General features: G+C 68.5%; 14 protein-coding genes. 3 read left to right on the forward strand and 11 right to left on the reverse strand.

The window, feature by feature from the left end; all coding sequences use genetic code 11:
- The first annotated feature begins 37 nt into the window (after positions 1 to 37).
- On the forward strand, positions 38 to 541 hold the full coding sequence (locus tag V6S85_RS20490; protein WP_116568417.1) for a pyridoxamine 5'-phosphate oxidase family protein: 504 nt from the start codon (positions 38 to 40) through the stop codon (positions 539 to 541).
- A 319-nt stretch (positions 542 to 860) separates the two neighbouring features.
- Entirely contained in the window at positions 861 to 1,559 is a 699-nt protein-coding gene (locus V6S85_RS20495) for a Crp/Fnr family transcriptional regulator (RefSeq protein WP_243410574.1), read from the forward strand.
- 129 nt (positions 1,560 to 1,688) lie between these two features.
- On the opposite strand, the gene pyk is transcribed toward V6S85_RS20495, so the two are convergent.
- From pyk to zwf, 10 genes are all read right to left on the reverse strand, one after another.
- Positions 1,689 to 3,119 (reverse strand): pyruvate kinase, encoded by a 1,431-nt coding sequence (gene pyk / locus V6S85_RS20500; protein ID WP_058347870.1) that lies wholly within the window; start codon positions 3,117 to 3,119, stop codon positions 1,689 to 1,691.
- A gap of 28 nt (positions 3,120 to 3,147) precedes the next feature.
- Entirely contained in the window at positions 3,148 to 5,631 is a 2,484-nt protein-coding gene (locus tag V6S85_RS20505) for a glycoside hydrolase family 3 protein (RefSeq protein WP_334350074.1), read from the reverse strand.
- 384 nt (positions 5,632 to 6,015) lie between these two features.
- Positions 6,016 to 7,533, reverse strand: a complete 1,518-nt coding sequence (locus V6S85_RS20510; RefSeq protein WP_334350075.1) for a tryptophan halogenase family protein — start codon at positions 7,531 to 7,533, stop codon at positions 6,016 to 6,018.
- A 96-nt stretch (positions 7,534 to 7,629) separates the two neighbouring features.
- The gene (locus V6S85_RS20515; protein ID WP_334350076.1) at positions 7,630 to 10,593 is read right to left on the reverse strand and encodes a TonB-dependent receptor; all 2,964 of its coding nucleotides are present in this window, start codon (positions 10,591 to 10,593) and stop codon (positions 7,630 to 7,632) included.
- A 306-nt stretch (positions 10,594 to 10,899) separates the two neighbouring features.
- Entirely contained in the window at positions 10,900 to 11,163 is a 264-nt protein-coding gene (locus tag V6S85_RS20520; protein ID WP_334350077.1) for a hypothetical protein, read from the reverse strand.
- A 137-nt stretch (positions 11,164 to 11,300) separates the two neighbouring features.
- The gene (locus tag V6S85_RS20525; RefSeq protein WP_116568409.1) at positions 11,301 to 12,320 is read right to left on the reverse strand and encodes a LacI family DNA-binding transcriptional regulator; all 1,020 of its coding nucleotides are present in this window, start codon (positions 12,318 to 12,320) and stop codon (positions 11,301 to 11,303) included.
- A 290-nt stretch (positions 12,321 to 12,610) separates the two neighbouring features.
- Positions 12,611 to 13,600 (reverse strand): glucokinase, encoded by a 990-nt coding sequence (gene glk / locus V6S85_RS20530; RefSeq protein WP_334350078.1) that lies wholly within the window; start codon positions 13,598 to 13,600, stop codon positions 12,611 to 12,613.
- A 16-nt stretch (positions 13,601 to 13,616) separates the two neighbouring features.
- Positions 13,617 to 15,428 (reverse strand): phosphogluconate dehydratase, encoded by a 1,812-nt coding sequence (gene edd, locus V6S85_RS20535; RefSeq protein ID WP_334350079.1) that lies wholly within the window; start codon positions 15,426 to 15,428, stop codon positions 13,617 to 13,619.
- A 6-nt stretch (positions 15,429 to 15,434) separates the two neighbouring features.
- Positions 15,435 to 16,121, reverse strand: coding sequence for a 6-phosphogluconolactonase (pgl, locus tag V6S85_RS20540; protein WP_334350080.1), 687 nt, complete (start codon positions 16,119 to 16,121; stop codon positions 15,435 to 15,437).
- A 15-nt stretch (positions 16,122 to 16,136) separates the two neighbouring features.
- Positions 16,137 to 17,603, reverse strand: coding sequence for a glucose-6-phosphate dehydrogenase (gene zwf / locus V6S85_RS20545; RefSeq protein WP_243410573.1), 1,467 nt, complete (start codon positions 17,601 to 17,603; stop codon positions 16,137 to 16,139).
- A gap of 210 nt (positions 17,604 to 17,813) precedes the next feature.
- Between zwf and V6S85_RS20550 the strand changes: the two genes are divergently transcribed.
- The gene (locus tag V6S85_RS20550; RefSeq protein WP_116568398.1) at positions 17,814 to 18,326 is read left to right on the forward strand and encodes a GNAT family N-acetyltransferase; all 513 of its coding nucleotides are present in this window, start codon (positions 17,814 to 17,816) and stop codon (positions 18,324 to 18,326) included.
- A gap of 190 nt (positions 18,327 to 18,516) precedes the next feature.
- On the opposite strand, the gene V6S85_RS20555 is transcribed toward V6S85_RS20550, so the two are convergent.
- Positions 18,517 to 18,669, reverse strand: a complete 153-nt coding sequence (locus V6S85_RS20555) for a hypothetical protein (RefSeq protein ID WP_165828876.1) — start codon at positions 18,667 to 18,669, stop codon at positions 18,517 to 18,519.
- Positions 18,670 to 18,708: the final 39 nt, after the last annotated feature.

Below are 18,708 nucleotides of genomic sequence, written 5' to 3' on the forward strand. Positions count from 1 at the left end.
TTCTCCTGCCCTAATCCGTGAAGGCAGGAGATACTCCATGAGCACCGATCCCCACGACAAGGCCGACGTCGAAAAGCGCCTCTGGAAGGAAGTCGAGCATGCCCGCTTCGGCATGCTGGGCCTCGTTCACAGCCACCAGCACTACCAGCCGATGACCGCCTTCGCCGAGCCGGAGACCGGCCAGATCTGGTTCTTCACCCGCGACGACACCGACCTGGCCCAGGCCGTGGCGGCCGACGGCGGCGACGCGATGTTTGTGGTCCAGGCCAAGGACGGCGACTTCCAGGCCTGCATCGGGGGCCGCCTGAGCCGAGACCACGACACCGCCCGCATCCAGCGCTGGTGGTCGCCGATCGTCGCGGCCTGGTATCCGGACGGCCAGGACGACCCGCACCTGACCTTGCTGCGCCTCGACGCCCGCGACGCCGAACTGTGGATCTCCAAGGGCGGGGCCATCCGCTTCGCCTGGGAGATCGCCAAGGCCAACCTCACCGACAGCCAGCCCGACCTCGGCGACCGGGCCCACATCGGCATCGCCTGAGTCCGTTCACGGACTTAACCAACGACCAGGGCCGCGCCGCCGACGGCGCGGCCATTTCGTCGGGGCGAACAAGCCGCACCCGTTGATTTCTCTGTAGTTTCAGGCCCCATCAAAACTCTTTGTCGGGAACCCGACATAGCCGAGATAGTAAGAGCTATTCCCACTATGGGAGCCACAATATAGCCCCATCTCGATTTAGGCCCGACAGCGACTGCATTGCGTCGGCTACCTGACAGCGCCACACCTCAGCCTTGCCTATAGCTTGCAACCCTTGCCGCAAGCCGGCGTTCGATTCGCCATGACAGGGCCTCTACATCCCTTGAAGAACCGTCTGCTCGCTTCCCTGCCCCCCGAGGATTTCGGCTACATCGCCGCCCAGCTGTCCCATCAGGACCTGGAGAAGGGGAAGCTGCTGTACGATCCCGGCGATCAGATCGACACGGTCTACTTCCCGCACGACTGCGTCATCTCGCTGATGACGCTGATGGAGAACGGCGCGGCCATCGAGTCCGCCACCATCGGCCGCGAAGGCGGCATGGGACTGATGGCGGCGATCTCGCCGCGCCAGTCGCTGTCGCGCGCCATCGTTCAGGCGCCAGGCGGGGTCTCGCGCATTTCGGCCTCGGCCCTGCGCGAAGGCGTGGAGCGCAGCGCGATCCTTCGCGACCTGATCGAGCGACACAACGACGCCCTGTTCGGCCACGCCATCCAGTCGGTGGCCTGCAACGCCCTGCACGCGGTCGAGGCGCGCTTCTGCCGCTGGCTGCTGGGGTTCCGCGACCGCATAGACGTCGACACCATAAGCCTGACCCAGGAGTTCCTGGCCGACATGCTGGGCGTGCAGCGGACCACGGTCACCGCGGTGGCCGGCGCCTTGCAGGCCAAGGGCCTCATCCGCTATCGCCGCGGCGTGGTCGACATCCTCGACCGCCCCGGCCTCGAGGCCATCGCCTGCGAATGCTACGGCGCGGTTCGGAAGGGATACGAGCGGCTGCTGCCCGAACCGTTCGGGACGTAAAGATCCTCCCCCTTCTGGGGGAGGTGGCCCAGAGGGCCGGAGGGGGGACGTTTTCAGCCGCCGAGGCGCTGGCCGTCCTCCCCCCACCGATCGCAAGGCGATCGCCTCCCCCAGAGGGGGAGGTTCCTGCTACCGCTTCCTCACCGGAAACGGCGCGTGGGCCAGGCGCAGCAGGTTGGCCGCGCCGGGGGCGCCGAAGGGCGTGCCGGCGACGATCAGGATGCGCTCGCCGGGCTTGGCCAGGTCCAGCTCCAGGGCCCGGGCGGCGGCGTCGGTGGTGACGACCTCCAGGCTGTCGGGCTGGGCGCTGACGCGCGGCTCGACGCCCCAGACCAGGGCCATGCGGCGCACGGCCTCGATCTTCGGCGACAGGGCCAGCACCGGCTGCAGCGGCCGTTCGCGGGCCAGCCGGCGAGCCGTGGCGCCCGTGGTGGTGAAGGCCACCAGGCACTTGGTCGAACCCGACTTGGCCGCGCCGGCGGCGGCGACCACCAGCACGTCGGCGTCTTCGTCGACATGCGGCTGCTCGGCCTGCATCAGCTCGGGCCAGCGCGGGTCGCGTTCGACCCGCTCGATGATGCGGTTCATCATCGCCACCGACTCCTCGGGATAGTCGCCGGCGGCGCTTTCGGCCGACAGCATCACCGCGTCAGCGCCTTCGTAGACGGCGTTGGCCACGTCGGAGGCCTCGGCCCGCGTCGGGGTCGGCGAGCTGGTCATCGACTCCAGCATCTGGGTGGCGACGATCACCGGAATGCCGCGCTCACGGGCGGCGCGCAGGATTTCCTTCTGCGCCACCGGCACTTCTTCGGGCGCCATTTCGACGCCGAGGTCGCCGCGGGCCACCATCACCCCATCGCAGAGGTCCAGGATCGGACCCAGGGTCTGGAGCGCCTGCGGCTTTTCGATCTTGGCCAGCACGGCGGCGCGGCCTTCGACGATGCGACGCAGCTCGGCCATGTCTTCCGGGGCCTGCACGAACGACAGGGCGATCCAGTCGACGCCCAGGCGCAGCGCGAACGCCAGGTCCTCGCGATCCTTCGGCGTCAGGGGCGACATCGGGATGATGACGTCCGGCACGGCGACGCCCTTGCGCTCCGACAGCTTGCCGCCGTTGACGACCGTCGTGTTGGCGTAGCCGGGGCCGGCTTCGGTCACGGTCATCCGTAGCTTGCCGTCGTCGAGCAGCAGGGTCGCGCCCGGCTTCATCGCGGTCAGGATTTCGGGATGGGGAAGATGAACCCGCGTTTCGTCGCCCGGGGTCGGATCGGAATCGAACCGGAAGGCCTGGCCGGGCTTCAGCTGAACCGGACCGTCGGCGAACTTGCCGACGCGCAGCTTGGGCCCTTGCAGGTCGGCCAGGATGCCCAGCGGACGGCCGACCACCGCTTCGGCCGCGCGGATGGCGGCGTAGACGGCGGCGTGGGTCTCGTGGGCGCCGTGGCTGAAGTTCAGGCGGAAGACGTCAGCGCCGGCCTTGGCCAGCTTGACGATCATTTCCGGCGAACCCGAGGCCGGGCCGATGGTGGCGACGATGCGGGAACGACGCGCGCGGATCATGCGGCCGCTCCTTTGTCTGTTTGGGGGATTATTTGGGACAGAAAGCGTCGCCCTCGTTGGACGCCAGCTGGATTTCGGTGAGCGAAATCGCCAGCGGCCCCGAGGTGCTCAGGCCGAACGGAGACGAAACGTGCGCCATTTGGGCGCCCGCCGCCTGGAAACAGGAAAGTTTGATCTTGGCGGATCGCCATTCGCCGATTTTCGAACCTGACAACGTTGACGTTACGTCTAGCCTCCCACCGCAGGATTCGCCACAACCGACAGTCAGATAAACCGGCGCAACCGGCGCCTTGTCGACTCGCCACCGGACGAGCACGGCCATGTCACCGGTCGTCTGGCGCGACAGGTCGACCGGCGGGCCCTGCACGGCCAGAAGACCTTCGCCCTCGCCGCTCCAGGTCGCCTGGCGGCCGTTCTCCTGGGCTCCGGCGTCGATCGTCTTGACCGCGCCCGCGCCCGAGAAGCTCAGCATCCACGGGGCCGGCACGCGGCCGGCGACGAAATAGCGGTCGACACTGGCGGCGGTTCCGAGGTCGCCGGCGCTCTCCGACAACTGCCCGACCTTGGCCGGCTTGGCGTAGGACAGGCCGTAGCCATAGGCGAACTGCGGGTCGTAGCCCGGCTGGCCGCGGTTCAGCGGGCCCTGGTCGGCGCGCTTGGGCCAGCTGAACGACAGCTTGCCGGTGAAGTCGCGCCTGGACTTGCCGTCCTTGCCCGCCACCAGCACGTCGGCGACGCCGCCGCCTTCCGAGCCCGGCAACCAGGCCGCGACGAAGGCGTCCGAGGCGTTGATCTCGGGGTTCACCCACAGCGGACGACCCGACAGGAACACCGCCACCACCGGGATCCCCTGGGCCTTGAGCGTCTTTAGCAGCTCCAGGTCGGTCTTGCCGTTCGGCTGATAGGCCAGGTTCGCAACGTCGCCCTGGAACTCGGCATAGGGGTCCTCGCCGAACACCACGATGGCGACATCCGGCTTTTCGCCCGCGAACTTGCCGTCCTTGGCCAGGGTCGCCTTGCCGCCGGCCGCTTCCACGGCTTCCTTCAGGCCGCCCCAGATCGACTGACCGTTGGGGAAGTCGCTGTTCTTGTTGCCCGTGCCCTGCCAGGTCAGGGTCCAGCCGCCCGAGGCCTTGCCGATGTCGTCGGCGTCGCCGGCCACCAGCACCTTGGCGCCGGCCTTGATCGGCAGCACGCCGTCGTTCTTCAGCAGCACCAGCGACTTCGAGACCGCCTCGCGGGCGATGGCGCGGTGATCGGCCGAGCCCAGGCGATCGAACTTGCCCTGCACCTGCGGGGCGACGCGGTCGAACAGGCCCGACTTGACCTTCACCCGCAGGATGCGGCGCACCGCGTCGTCCAGGCGCGCCATCGGGATCTCGCCCGACTTCACCTGCTTCACCGTGTTCTCGTAGAGCCCCTTCCAGCTGTCGGGGGCCATGTACATGTCGAGCCCCGCGTTCATCGCCTGCGGGCACGAGACGTTCGAGCAGCCCTGAAGCTGGCCGTGGGCGTTCCAGTCGCTGACGACGAAGCCCTCGAAGCCCATGCGGCCCTTGAGGACGTCGGTGATCAGGGTCTTGTTGCCGGTGATCTTCTGGCCGTTCCAGCTGGAGAACGAGGCCATCACCGTCAGGATGCCGGCGTCGATGCTGGGCGGATAGCCCTGGGCGTGGACGGCGACCAGCTCCTGCTCGGAAATCACCGCATTGCCCTGGTCGCGACCGTCCTGGGTGCCGCCGTCGGCCAGGAAGTGCTTGGCGCTGCCGGCGATGCGGCCCGGCGCGATCGGCTTGCCGGGGAAAAGCTTGCCTTGCAGGCCCAGGGTCATCGGGCCCGAATAGCTGGCGACGATCTCCGGATCCTCGCCATAACCCTCGTAGCTGCGGCCCCAGCGGTCATCGCGGGGAACGGCCACGGTCGGACCAAAGGTCCAGTCGCCGCCGACCACCGCCACCTCTTCGCCGGTGGCCTGGCCGATGCGCTCGATCAGGGCCGGGTCGCGCATGGCGCCAAGGCCGACATTGTGCGGGAAGATGGTGGCGCCGACGATGTTGTTGTGCCCGTGCACGGCGTCGATGCCGAACATCAGCGGGATCGGCGTGCGACCCGGGCGCTTGGCCAGGGCCTCCTTGCGATAGGCGTCGATCAGGTCGGTCCAGGCCTTGGGCGTGGCGCGGTCGTTGCCGTCGGGGGCCGAGTTGCCGCCGGCCAGGATCGAGCCCAGCGGATAGGTCGCCAGGTCCGCCGGGGTCATCGAGGCGATGTCGCCCTGGATCGTCTGGCCGACCTTCTCCTCGACGCTCATCTTGCTCATCAGCTGCGTGATGAAGGCCTCGGTCTTGGCGTCGGTGAGGCTGGCCGGGCTCTTGGCCGCCGGCCACAGTTCCGGATGGGCCGTCGTCTGCGGGGTCGTCGCGACCAGGCTCGGCTCGGCGGCCAGCACCGGCAGGGCCAGGCCCACGGTCAAGGCCAGCGACGAGGCGCGAAGGAGCGGACGGCGAAGGTTCATGACGGGGCCCTTGAAAGCGAGAAATCGGAAAAGATCGGCGCGGCGAGCCCGCCGCGCCGTAGTGGGAGCAACCCCTTGCAGGAGGGGCCTCCAGCTGACGCCAGCGGCCGGAGGGGGGACCGACGGCCGAAAGCGGCATCCCATCGACGAAACAGCGTCGACGCTGGAGCGGGATGAGTGGCGATGGGTGACGACAAGGCCCCGGCGCGGTCGCGCGCCGATCGGCCCGAAGCGGTTTCCTTCCCTGGTTTCGTTGCGCGACCGGCTCGCCCGCCGCCCCTTCGAGGCGCGTCGCGATAGCGGTCACATCGATCAGACACCATTTATTGACAGCGCTGTCTATCCTCTTTTTGTATCGTTTCGTTTCGCGGGTCAGCCCCGTGCTCAGGCCGCCGGTCGCCGCCGGCCAGCCACCACGTCCAGGGCCGCATCGTGCAGGGAAGAAGCCTGGACGATCTCGGCCACGCGTCGCCGCCAGCCGGCCAGGCCCTCGCGCACCTGCGACAGGTTGGAGAGGTCCACCAGCGGGTCATAGGCGTCCGGGCGCACGCCCATGCCTTCCAGCACGTAGAACCACGACGGCTCGGTGAAGAGCTCGGTCGGCCGGTGCGGGATGCGCCCCGTGCCGCGATAGAGCGCCAGGCGTTCGGCCAGGTCCGCCGGCAGCGCCGCGGCCGCCCGCTCGCGCCAGAACGGCTCGTCACGTCGGGTGGGCTGATAGTGCAGCACGATGAAGTCGCGCGCGGCCTCGTACTCGGCGATCAGCGCCTTGTTGTAGTCGGCGATGTTGGCGGCATCGAAGTCCTTGTCCGGGAAGTGGTCGAGCAGCTTCATCAGGCCGCTGGTGACGAAGTGGATGCTGGTCGACTCCAGGGGCTCGATGAAGCCAGAGGCCAGGCCCAGCGCCACGACATTGCGGTTCCAGAACGCCCTGCGGCGGCCGCCGGTGAACTTCAGCACGCGCGGCTCGGTCAGCAGCTTGCCGGCCTCGCGCTCAAGGTCGGCCAGCGCCTCGTCGTCGCTGACATGGGCGCTGGAATAGACGTAGCCGTTGCCGGTGCGGTGGCGCAGCGGGATCCGCCAGCGCCAGCCGGCCGGCCGCGCCGCGGCCTGGGTGAAGGGCGGCGGATTGGCGTCGCGCGCGGTCAGGCCGGCCACCGCCCGGTCGCAGGGCAGGAAGGCGCTCCAGTCCTCGTAGCCGGTCTTCAGCGCGCCTTCGATCAGCACGCCCCGGAAGCCCGAACAGTCGATGAAGAAGTCGGCCGCCAGCCGCTCGCCGCCGTCCAGCACCAGCGCCTCGACGAAGCCGTCGTCCTTCAGGGTCGCGCCCTCGACGCGCCGCTCCAGCCGGCGCACGCCGCGCTGTTCGGAATAGGTCCGCAGGAACCGGGCCACCAGGCCGGCGTCGAAATGCAGGGCGTGGCGCATGCCGCCCAGGGGCCCTGCTCCCCTCCCCTCGCCTTGCCCGTCGGCGAAGGCCATGCGGCCGGCGTCGCCCAGGGCCGCAGCCAGGCTGTAGGCCTCGACGCGGGGATCGTCGCCCGCCGCTCGCAGCCGATGCCACATGTGATGGAAGGGCCGGCGGTCGACCGACGGCCCGAAGGTTCCGAACGGGTGCCAATAGCGCTCGCCCAAGACCCGCCAGTCGTCGAAGCGGATGCCCAGCTTGAAGCTGCCCTCGGTGGCCGCCATGAACTGGCCCTGGTCGATCTCGAGCAGCCGCAGGAAGTCGATGATCGGCGGGATGGTCGCCTCGCCCACCCCGACGGTGGGGATCTCGGCGCTCTCGACCAGGGTGATGGTCGTCTTCGTTCCGCGCAGCACCTGGGCCAGCACGGCGGCGGCCATCCAGCCGGCGGTGCCGCCGCCCAGGATGGCGATCGAGCCTATGGCGCGATCCATGGCGTTTCCTCCCCGTTCGCGCCCTCTGGCGGAGCGCGTGTCAGGAAAAGAGCCGGCGGCGGGCTCGCAGATCGTCCGCCGCCGGCGTGAGAGGCCTTACATGCCCAGCTTGAACCGCGCGCCCAGCACGATCCGGCGATCGGCCGTGGCGTAGCGGAACGGCAGGTTCTCCCACTGCAGGTAGCGGCCGGTGGGCTCCTCGGTCAGGTTGATGCCCTCCAGCACGACCTTGATCGCCGGGGTCACCTGGTAGCCGACCTGGGCGTCGAGCTGGCCATAGGCCCGCTCCCACGTACCCAGGCTGTGGCGGTCCGCGCCCGAGCCGAACGAGAAGTCGCCCTGGTAGCTCTTGTCGCGCCAGGCATACGAGACGCGGGCCTCGAAGCCGTGGCCTTCATAGAAGCCTTGCAGGTTGAAGGCGTGCTTGGCCACGCCCGGGATCGGCAGGTTGTCGTCATAGTCGTTCGACTTCGAGGTCTCGGAGTCCGAGAAGGTGTAGTTGGCGTTGAAGCCGAACCCGTTCTCGAAGGCGTACTGCGCCGCCAGTTCGATACCCTTGATGCTGCCGCCGTCGCCGTTCACCGGCGCGGTGTAGACGCCCAGGGTCGCGCCTTCGACCGAGCCGTCGGCGACGGTGCGCGGCACGGTGTCGGTCTGGATGAACGAGTCGACGCTCTTGTAGAAGAACGCGCCCGAGATGATGCCGCTACGACCCAGGTAGCGCTCGTAGGCGATGTCGAACTGCGAGGCGCGGTACGGGTCGAGGTCCGGGTTGCCGCCGCTGCCGTTGGTGTAGAGGAAGCGGTTGAGGTTCGGACCCGGCGTCGAGCTGCGGGTGAAGTTGAAGGCCGAGCCCTGGCCCAGCTGGAACAGGTCCTGACGCGACACGACCCGGGCCGCCGACACGCGCACCTTGTCGCTGTCGTTGACGTCGAACACCGCGCTCGCGCTGGGCAGGACGTCGGTATACTCGCGGGTGGTCTTGATGGCGTCCGGATTGCCGATGACGCCGTTCCAGCTGTCGGTGCCCCAGTACCAGGGCGAGGTCGGGGTGCCGCTGGAGTCGATGGTCAGCTCGGTGCGGACCACGCGGACGCCGGCGTTGACGTGATAGCGATCGTCCGAGCCGCCCAGGTCGACCATGCCGTAGCCGGTCGTGGTGCGCTCCTTGATCCGGAACGACTGGATCGGATCGGCGAACTTCTTGAACGGCGTCGAGGAATAGAGGTTCGACAGCCAGGCGACCGGGTTCTCCATCTGGCTGCGGTTCTGGAACAGCGCCGTGATGCCGCCGACCGTCAGGGTCTCGAACCGCTCGGGGTTCGACGCCGCCGTCTGGTAGGGCGTGATCAGGGCCGGCGAGGCGCCGAAGCGGCCGTCGTCGGTGGCGGTCTGACCGCAGTTCGGACGACCCGGCGTGCCGGCCGGCAGGCCGCACGACTTGAAGCCGATGGCGCCGTCCTGGAAGTAGCCGTACGGGGTCCAGTCCTGGCCAAAGGAGCGGCCGTTCAGTTCGCCCTTCCCGGAGTAGTCGGCCAGCAACTGCCAGAACTCAGAGTCGATCTTGCGCTCGGCGTAGCGGAGGCCGGCGCTGATCACCAGGTCGCCGCTCTCGCCGAACTCGGGCCGCCACTTCAGGTCGCCGCGGATCGAGGTGTTGTCGATCTGGGTGTCCTCGCCGAACACCCAGTGCGATTTGGCGAACACGCTCGACGGCGTGGTGAACTGGGCGGCGTTGGCCGGCGTGAAGCGCGGGTTGTCGCCGTTGGCGTAGCTGTAGGTGAAGGTCGCCGGCGCGGTGGCGTTGGGCACGAGGCCCGCGGCCGTGCCGTTGCGCACGGTATACTGGGTGTAGCGCACGTCGTTGTTGGCGCTGGCGCTTTCATAGTCGGCGGTGGAATAGGCCGCGCGCACGCTGCCGGTCACCCGCCCGCCGTTGTCCCAGTTCAAGGCGACCTGGAAGTTGTCGGTCTTGGCCTGCGAGTCCTGCAGGTACGAGGTGCCCTCGGCCGAGTTGGCGGTGACCGTGCCGCTTTGCAGCACGCCGTTGCTGTCGACGCTGGCGCCGGGCGCGTAGGTGGCGTTCTCGTTGGCGAACGGGAACTTGATCGAGGCTTCGCTGGTCTTGATCTTCAGGTCCGAATGGAACCAGTCGCCGGTCAGCTGCAGCGACTCGGTCAGGGCGAAGTCGAGGTTGATCGAGGCGCCCAGGCGCTTGCGCTCCTGGTCGCGATAGGTGGCGTAGCGGTATTCCGGCGACCACACGTCGAGGGTTCCGCCGCCGACCACCGGCCGGTCGTTGAACGCCCAGCCGCCGCGGTTCTCGCCGCCCAGAACGTCGGTGTGCAGCTCGGTCTTGTCGTAGGACAGCGTGCCCAGCACGGCGAAGCGGTCGCTGAACTTGTAGCCCAGCACCAGCGAGCCGGTCGGGTTCCAGTCGGTCTCGCCGGCCTTGTTGCCGCGCAGGTCGCCGGCGATCGTGACGTCGTCGCGCAAGGACCGGGCGTTGCGGGTCTTCAGGTTGATGATGCCGCCCAGGCCGCCTTCCAGCAGCGAGGCGTCCGGCGACTTGTAGACGTCGACCCCGCCGATCAGTTCGGACGGGATGCCTTCCAGCGAATTGGTCTGGTTGATCTTGCCTTCGCCGAGCCGGAACAGCTCCATGCCCGAGACGAAGATGTCGTTGTTCAGGACGGTGACGTTCTGGTCGAGGCCGCGGATGCGCACCCGGGTGCCCTGGCCGTTCTCGCGGTCGATCTGCACGCCGGGCAGGCGCTGCAGCGACTCGGCGATGTTCTGGTCGGGGAACTTGCCCATGTCCTCGGCGGTGACCGACTCGATGATCAGGTTCGAGTTCTTCTTGGCCGACAGTGCGCTCTGCAGCGAGGCGCGGAAGCCGGTGACGATCACCTCTTCAACCGCAGATGGTTCCTGGGCCGAGGCCGGAGTCGCCGCGTCGGTCGCGGCGGTCTGGGCCAGGGCCTGGCCCGCGCCCAGCAGAACGACCGAGGACGCCGCCGCCATCAGCGCGTACCGGGTCGCGTAAGTCTTCGAAATCATGAGCATTCCCCTAGGTTACGGCCGCAGAGAGCCGATCTCCGCCGACGGTGTCGACGTGAGCAAGTTCGCCAGTTTTGCGGGATGCCTTGCGCATCCTCCCTTGTTCTCCGACCCTTCTCGGGGGTCGGCGGATGCAACCTAGGAGTAACGCGACAGCGCTGTCAATGGACAACGCTGTCAACCACGTAACAAAATTCGATTTCGATATTTGTGTGATTTATCGGCTGAAAGCCGCGAAGCCTTGCAGGAAAAGGCTTCGCGGCGCCGAGCATGCGGCCGGCCTAGCGCCGGCCGCGAGGGCCGTGATCAGCCGATCTGTTCGATGATGTGTTCGCGCAGTTCGGCGCGGGTGAGTCCCGGCCACGCCCACTCGGTGCGGGCGGGCGGCGTCACGGCGCGCGAATGCGGTTGGGTGCGGGGCTTGCGCTGAGCGGCGGCCGCACGGGCGGTATTGGTGTTCATATAATTCCAGACAGGGCTCGGCGCATCGCCGAACCAAAAGTTCAACAGAGGGTGGAAAGCCCGAAGGCGGCGTTCGAAACGCCGCGCGAGATGGGCGATGGAGCGCATCGCACGGCCTGCATGAGAAGCAGGGGGCGATCAGCTCTGACGCTCATATGGTGAGCCGATCGCAATGTTCAACCCCGCCGCAAGCAGCGGCGAGCAGATTCTTTCATGAAGACGAAACAGGGAGCGACAGTCGCCCCCTACTCCGCCGCCGGTCCGGTGCTCTCGCGCACCACCAGTTCGAAGTCCAGAAGTCGCGAAGGCGCCACGCCGTCCTCGCCCTTCAGCGCGCCGCTGAGCAGCAGGTCGGCGGCGGCGGCGGCCATGGCCTGGATCGGCTGGCGCACGGTGGTCAGCTGCGGCCAGACGACCTTGGCGCCGGGCGTATCGTCGAAGCCGGCCACCGACAGGGTCTCGGGAACGTTCAGCCGCAGGCGGTTGGCCACGGCCATGACCCCGAGCGCCATGTCGTCGTTGGAGGCGAAGATCGCCGTCGGCCGGTCCTCGCCCGCCAGCAGGGTCTCGGCCGCCTCGAAGCCCGAGCGGAACGAGAACCAGCCCTGGGCGACGCGATCCTCGCGCACGATCAGGCCGTGCTCGGCCATGGCCTTGGCGTAGCCTTCGTAGCGCAGGTGGGCCGCGCCGTGGTCGGGGTGGCCCTTGATGAAGGCGATGTCCTTGTGGCCCAGCTTGATCAGGTGGGCGGTCATGTCATAGGCCGCGGCCACGTCGTCCATCCGCACATAGGCCGAGCGGTCCAGATCCCTGTCCGGCGACAGGCGCACGTACGGCACGCCCTCGGCGTCCAGCACGTCCAGCACGCGCACGTCGTCGCAGACCGGCGGGGTGAGGATCACCCCGTCCATGCGCAGGGTGGCCAGCATCGGCGCCACCTGCTCCTCGACGTCGCCCTCCGAATCGAGCGGCTCGACGATCAGGTGATAGCCCTCGGTCCGGCACCGGCCGATCGCCCCCAGTTGCACGTCGGTGACGTAGGCGGGGCTCGGGTTGTCGAAAAACACCCCGATCAGATAGGCCTTGGAGCCCGCCAGGCTGCGGGCGGAGATGTTGGGCCGGTAGTTCAGCGCCGCCACGGCCTCCTGCACCCGGTCGCGGGTGTCGGCCTTGACGTTGGGCTCGCGGTTCAGCACCCGCGACACGGTCTTGATCGAAACGCCCGACATGCGGGCGACGTCGTGGATCGTAACCTTGGCGTTCAAGAAATGGCCTCGCGCGGCGTTGATTCAGCCTTCAAGCGAGACAACAAGCCATGACAACCTTGTCAAGGCGACCCCTTTTTGAACGAAGGGACTGAAAGCGGAGGTCCTAGCGGCGACTTCCGCGGCGGAAACCTCGTCCTTCGACAGGCTCAGGATGAGGTTTCTATACGTCCCGAACGCCGGCCACGGTCCTCATCCTGAGCTCGTCGAAGCATGCCCTCGGGCGGGCCGCGCCAAAGGCGCGAACCGATGGGGACGAGGACCACGCACCGGCGCCAGGAAAACCAGCCCTACGAAATCGACGCCTGACCGTCCGGCGTCATCGCCACCGCAGCCCCGATCAGGGCGGTGTGCGGGTGCAGGATCACGTGGGTCGGGATGTCGCGCACATAGTCGCTCAGCCGGCCCTTGGCCTCGAAGCGCTCGCGGAAGGCGCTGGCTTCCAGGAGGTCGATGATCCGGGGAGCGATGCCGCCAGCGATGAACACGCCGCCGCGCGCGCCGAGCGCCAGGGCCAGGTCGCCCGCCACCGAGCCGAGAATGGCGCAGAAGCGCTCGACCGTGGTCTTGCAGCATTCGCGGCCCGCCACGGCGCCTTCGGTGATGGCCTTGGCGGCCAGTTCCTCGACCGGGCGGCCCTCGATCTTGGCCAGGAGGACGTGCAGGTCCTCCATGCCGGGGCCAGCCAGGATGCGCTCGACCGACACGCGGCCGTACTTGGCCTGCAGGCCGCGCAGGATCTCGATCTCCAGCTCGTCGACCGGGGCGAACGAGATGTGGCCGCCCTCGGTGGTCAGCGGGGTGTCGCAGCCGTGGCGGCGCACCATGCCCGCGGCGCCGAACCCGGTGCCCGGGCCGATGATCGCCAGGTCGCCCTCGCCCGAGGTCGGCAGCGGGCCGATCTGGCGCAGGTCCTTGGGCGAAAGGCGCGGCGCGGCCAGGGCCTGAGCCGTGAAGTCGTTGATCAGGCGGGCGCTCCGGAAGCCGCCCGCGCGGCGCAGGCTGTCTTCCGACAGGCGCCAGTCGATGTTGGTGAAGTGAACGGCGCCATGCTCGATCGGGCCCGCCACCGCGACCACGGCCTGGTCGGGGTGCTTGACCCCCACCTTGGCCAGATAGTCCTCGATGGCGTCCTCGGCCGTGTCGTAGTCCTCGCCCTTGTAGGCGGTGGGCTCGATCAGGCGAGGATCCGGACCGTCGAAGTCGACCAGGGCGAAGCGCGCGTTGGTGCCGCCGATATCGCCGACCAGACCCAGCCCGTGTGCGTTGGCGCCGTTCATGGGTTTCCCGTTCCCTTTAAGCAAACAGCACGGACGCGCCGACGTCGGCGGCGCCGACCCCGTGTCGCATCCAGCTGAACAGTTCGCGCCCGAAGCCCGGCTTGGACGCCGGGACTGGTGCAGGCGTGCGGGCGAGGAGCTGCGCCTCGTCCACATGGATGAAAAGCTCGCCGGTGTCGGCGTTCATGGTGATCACGTCGCCATCCTGGACGTAGGCCAAAGGCCCGCCCTTGGCGGCTTCCGGCGTCACGTGGATGGCGGCCGGGGTCTTGCCCGAGGCGCCCGACATGCGGCCGTCGGTGACCAGGGCCACCTTGTGGCCGCGGTCCAGCAGCACCGAGATCGACGGCGACAGATTGTGCAGTTCGGGCATGCCGTTGGCCGACGGGCCCTGGAAGCGCACCACCACCACGACGTCGCGGTCGAGCTCGCCGCGCTTGAAGGCGGCGATGAAGTCTTCCTGCTCCTGGAACACGGCGGCCGGCGCGGTGATCACGTGGTGCTCGGGCTTCACGGCCGAGATCTTGATCACGCCGCGGCCCAGGTTCCCGGCCAGCAGCTTGAGGCCGCCTTCCTTGCTGAAGGGGTTCTCGACCGGGCGCAGGATGGCCTCGTCGAGCGAGGTCTCCGGGCCTTCGCGCCACTTCAGCTCGCCGTCCTCGAGGTAGGGCTCCTGGTGGTAGTTCGACAGGCCGGGGCCGGCGATGGTCAGCACGTCCTCGTGGGCCATGCCGGCCTTCAGCAGTTCGCGCACCACGAAGGCCATGCCGCCGGCGGCCTGGAAGTGGTTCACGTCGGCCGAGCCGTTTGGATAGACCTTGGCCAGCAGCGGCACGGCCTTGGAGATGTCGTCCAGGTCTTCCAGCGTCAGGATGATCCCGGCCGCCCGGGCCATGGCCACGATGTGCAGGGCCAGGTTGGTCGAGCCGCCGGTGGCCATCAGGCCCACGACGCCGTTGACCACGGCCTTCTCGTCGATGACGCGACCGACCGGGATCCACTCGTTGCCCTTGTGGGTGACGGCGGCCACGCGGCGGGCGGCTTCCTTGACCAGGGCGCTGCGCAGCGGGGTGTTGGGATGCACGAAGGCCGAGCCCGGCAGGTGCAGGCCCATCAGCTCCATCAGCATCTGGTTGGTGTTGGCCGTGCCGTAGAAGGTGCAGGTGCCCGGGCCGTGATAGCTGGCGCTCTCGGCGGCCAGCAGTTCGTCGCGGCCGACCTTGCCCTCGGCGTAGAGGGCGCGGATGCGGGCCTTCTCCGAATTGGGCAGGCCCGAGGTCATCGGACCGGCCGGCACGAACACCGCCGGCAGGTGGCTGAAGGTCAGGGCGCCGATCACCAGGCCCGGAACGATCTTGTCGCAGACGCCCAGGTACATGGCCGCATCGAACGCGTCGTGGGTCAGGGCGACGGCCGTGGCCATGGCGATGACGTCGCGCGAGAACAGCGACAGCTCCATGCCCGGACGCCCTTGGGTGACGCCGTCGCACATGGCCGGCACGCCGCCGGCGAACTGGGCGGTGGCGCCGGCCTCGCGGGCGGCCTCCTTGATCAGCGCCGGATACTCTTCCAGCGGCTGGTGGGCCGACAGCATGTCGTTATAGGCCGAGACGATGCCGAGGTTCGGCGCGTTCGGGTCCAGCGCCCGCACCTTGTCGGCGGCGGGCGAGGCGGCGAAGGCGTGGGCCCAGTTGGCGCACGACAGCTTGGCGCGACCCGGCTGGGCCAGGGACGCGGCCTCCATCTGGGCCAGATAGGCCTCGCGGGTCGGACGGCTGCGATCGATGATCCGCTGGGTGATCGCGGCGATGACGGGATTGAGGGCCATCAGAACTTACTCCGCCCAGAGGATGCGGACCGGGGCGCGGTCCTGCTTCAGGATCCTGGCGATCGGCAGGTCGGGATCGACCTCGCCGGCCAGGAGCTCACGCTTGGCCTCGCCCGTGACCAGCAACACGATCAGCGACGCCTGAATCAACGCCTGGAAGGTCAGGCTGATCCGGGGCAGGTCGGGGGCCGGCTCGCCTTTCGGCACGGCCACGACCAGGCGGTCGGTGTCGGGATCCAGGCCCGCGGCCAGGGCCGGGTTGCCCGGGAACAGCGAGGCGAAATGGCCGTCGGCGCCGACGCCCAGCAGCACCACGCCGAACGGCAGGGCCTGGGCCACGCCTTCCTGCGCCTTGGCCGCCGAGGCTTCGTGCTCGACGCCGTCGAAATAGAGCGGCGCAAAGGCGGCCTTGGCCGCGTCGCCCGTCAGCAGGTGACGGCGCACCAGGGCCTCGTTGCTGCCCGGGTGGTCGATCGGCACGAAGCGATCGTCGCTGAGAGTGACGGTGACCTTGTCCCAGGGAACGGTCAGGGTCGCCAGGCGGTCGTAGACCGGCGCGGGCGTGGTGCCGCCGGTGGCGGCGAACCCGGCCTTGCCGTGGGTGGCCACGGCCGTGGTCAGGGCGCCGGCGATGGTCGAGGCGGCCGCGTCGTACAGGGCTTCGCGCGTCGGGAAGACTTCGATCTTGGGCATGTTGCGGATACCCCCTTACGACTTCCAGCCGCGGCCTTGCGGCGCGATCAGCGAGGCCGCGCTGGGCGGCCCCCAGGTGCCGGCGGCGTAGGTCGCCGGTTCGATGCCCGCGTCGGCCCAGGCCTTGGCCACGCCGTCGACGAACCGCCACGCGGCCTCGACCTCGTCGCGACGGACGAACAGGGTGCGGTCGCCGCGGAACGCGTCCAGCAGCAGCTTCTCGTAGGCGATCCGGCGACGGGCGCCCGGCGCGGCCATGTTCAGCGACAGCGGCAGCGACTGCAGGCGCATGCCCTCTTCCGACAGGCCCGGACGCTTGGTCATCACCGACAGCGAGATGTCTTCTTCCGGCTGCAGGTCGATGACCAGGCGGTTGGCCTGCATCTCGCCCTGGGTCACCTGGCCGAAGATGTTATGCGGCACGGGCTTGAACTGCACGACGATCTGGGTGCGGCGATCAGGCAGGTTCTTGCCGGTGCGCAGGAAGAACGGCACGCCCGCCCAGCGCCAGTTGTCGATGGCCACCTTCATGGCCACGAAGGTCTCGGTCCTGGACGGCTGGCCGACCTCCTCGGCATAGCCGGCGCGCGCCGTGCCCTCGACCACGCCCGCCACGTACTGGCCGCGGACGGTGTCGTGGGCCACGTTGTCCTTGGTGAAGGGCCGCAGGGAGCGCAGCACCTTGACCTTCTCGTCGCGGACGGCGTCGGGGTCGAAGCCCGAGGGAGCCTCCATGGCCACCAGGCAGAGCAGTTGCAGCAGGTGGTTCTGCAACATGTCGCGCAGGGCGCCGTACTCGTCGTAGTAGGGCCAGCGGTCGCCGACCTTCTCGGTCTCGGCGATGGTGATCTGGACGTGGTCGATCGACTTGTTGTCCCACAGCGGCTCGAACAGCACGTTGGCGAACCGCAGGGCGGTGAGGTTCTGGACCGTCTCCTTGCCCAGGTAGTGGTCGATGCGGAAGATCTGGCTCTCGTCGACCACGGCGCCGACGGCGGCGTTGGTGGCCTTGGAGCTTTCGAGGTCGCGGCCGATCGGCTTTTCCAGCACCAGGCGCGTCGACGGGCCGGTCAGGCCGGCGGCCTGCAGGGCCTGGCAGGCGGACGGATAGAGGCTGGGCGAGACGGCGAAGAACACCGTCAGCTGGTCGTGGCCGCCGATCTTGCCGGCCAGGGCCTTGGCCCCCTCCTCCTTGGTGATGTCGACCGAGAGGTAATCGAGGCGGGCGGCCAGGCGCTCCCAGGCGGCTTCTTCGACATTGGCGCGCTTGCCCAGGTGCTCGCGCACAAGCTTGCGGTAGCCCGCGCCGTCCAGGTCGCCGCGCGCGACGCCGAAAATGCGCAGGTCGCGCGGCAGCAGCCGGTCGACTTCCAGGAAATACAGCGACGGCAGAAGCATCCGCAGGGCCAGGTCGCCGGCGCCTCCGAGCAGCACCAGGACGTCGCGGCCCGTCTCACCGTTCTCGGCTTTTTTCTTGGTCAATTTCGTCCACCCTATGACAACGTTGTCATGACATGCCCGTGCGCGCTTGGCAAGCATGGGGGTCGGTCCGGCCCGAGGCCGACCCCAAAAACCGCGCTGTGGCGGCCCCTACCTAGGCCCTTTGTCGGTCGGTCGCCATAAGACCAATCGCATTTCAAGAACGCGTCACACGGCTTGTCCGCACCGCCTTTTTCGAGGCATCACCTGCCCATGAGCACGACCCTGCGCCGCGCCGTCCTCGGGGACGCCGAGACCCTGTCCGCCCTGGGGGCGCGCACCTTCACCGAGACCTTCGCGCACCTGTATCCGCCCAAGGACCTGGCGACCTTCCTGGCCTATGCCTACGGCCTGGAGCGCACCTGCCGCGACCTGGCCGATCCCGAAAAGGCCAGCTGGATCCTCGAGCACGACGGCCAGGCGATCGGCTACGCCCTGGCCGGTCCCTGCGATCTGCCTCACCCGGACGTGGAGCCGGGTCATGGCGAGCTGAAGCGAATCTACGTGCTGAAGGAACACCAGGGCGGCGGCCGCGGCTCGCTGCTGCTGAACACCGCGCTGGAATGGCTGGAGCAGGATGGCCCGCGCCCGCTGTGGATCGGCGTCTGGTCGGAGAACTTCGGCGCCCAGCGCCTCTACGGCCGCATGGGTTTTGCCAAGGCCGGCGAATACTTCTTCCCCGTGGGCGAGATCCAGGACCTGGAGTTCATCCTGCGGCGGGGGTGAAGTTGCGAGCGCTCCAGGAACCGTCGCCTCATCAAAAGTCCGCTTTCCTCGCCCTTGTGGCGAGGACCCATCGTTTAGCCTGCTCAAACCTTTCGCGGATGTCCGCCATCTGAGACATCGCCGCCATGGACCCTCGCCACAAGGGCGAGGGAAGCGATGCAGGGGGCCGTGGAAAGCGTAGCGGACGCCCTCAATGCCCCGGGCGCGGCTCGAACGAGCGCTTCTCGTCCTTCAGCTCGACGCATTCCTTGTCGGGCTTCTGGCCGTGCTGGGCCTTGGGCTCCGATTTCGGGACCGCGTAGTTGGTCATCGGATTCTGGTGCTGGAACGGCTTGGTCATCATGGCGGCGCCTCCCGTCTGAACATCACTCTACGCCTTATG

Source organism: Caulobacter sp. CCNWLW153 (assembly GCF_036889365.1).
Classification (GTDB): domain Bacteria; phylum Pseudomonadota; class Alphaproteobacteria; order Caulobacterales; family Caulobacteraceae; genus Caulobacter; species Caulobacter radicis.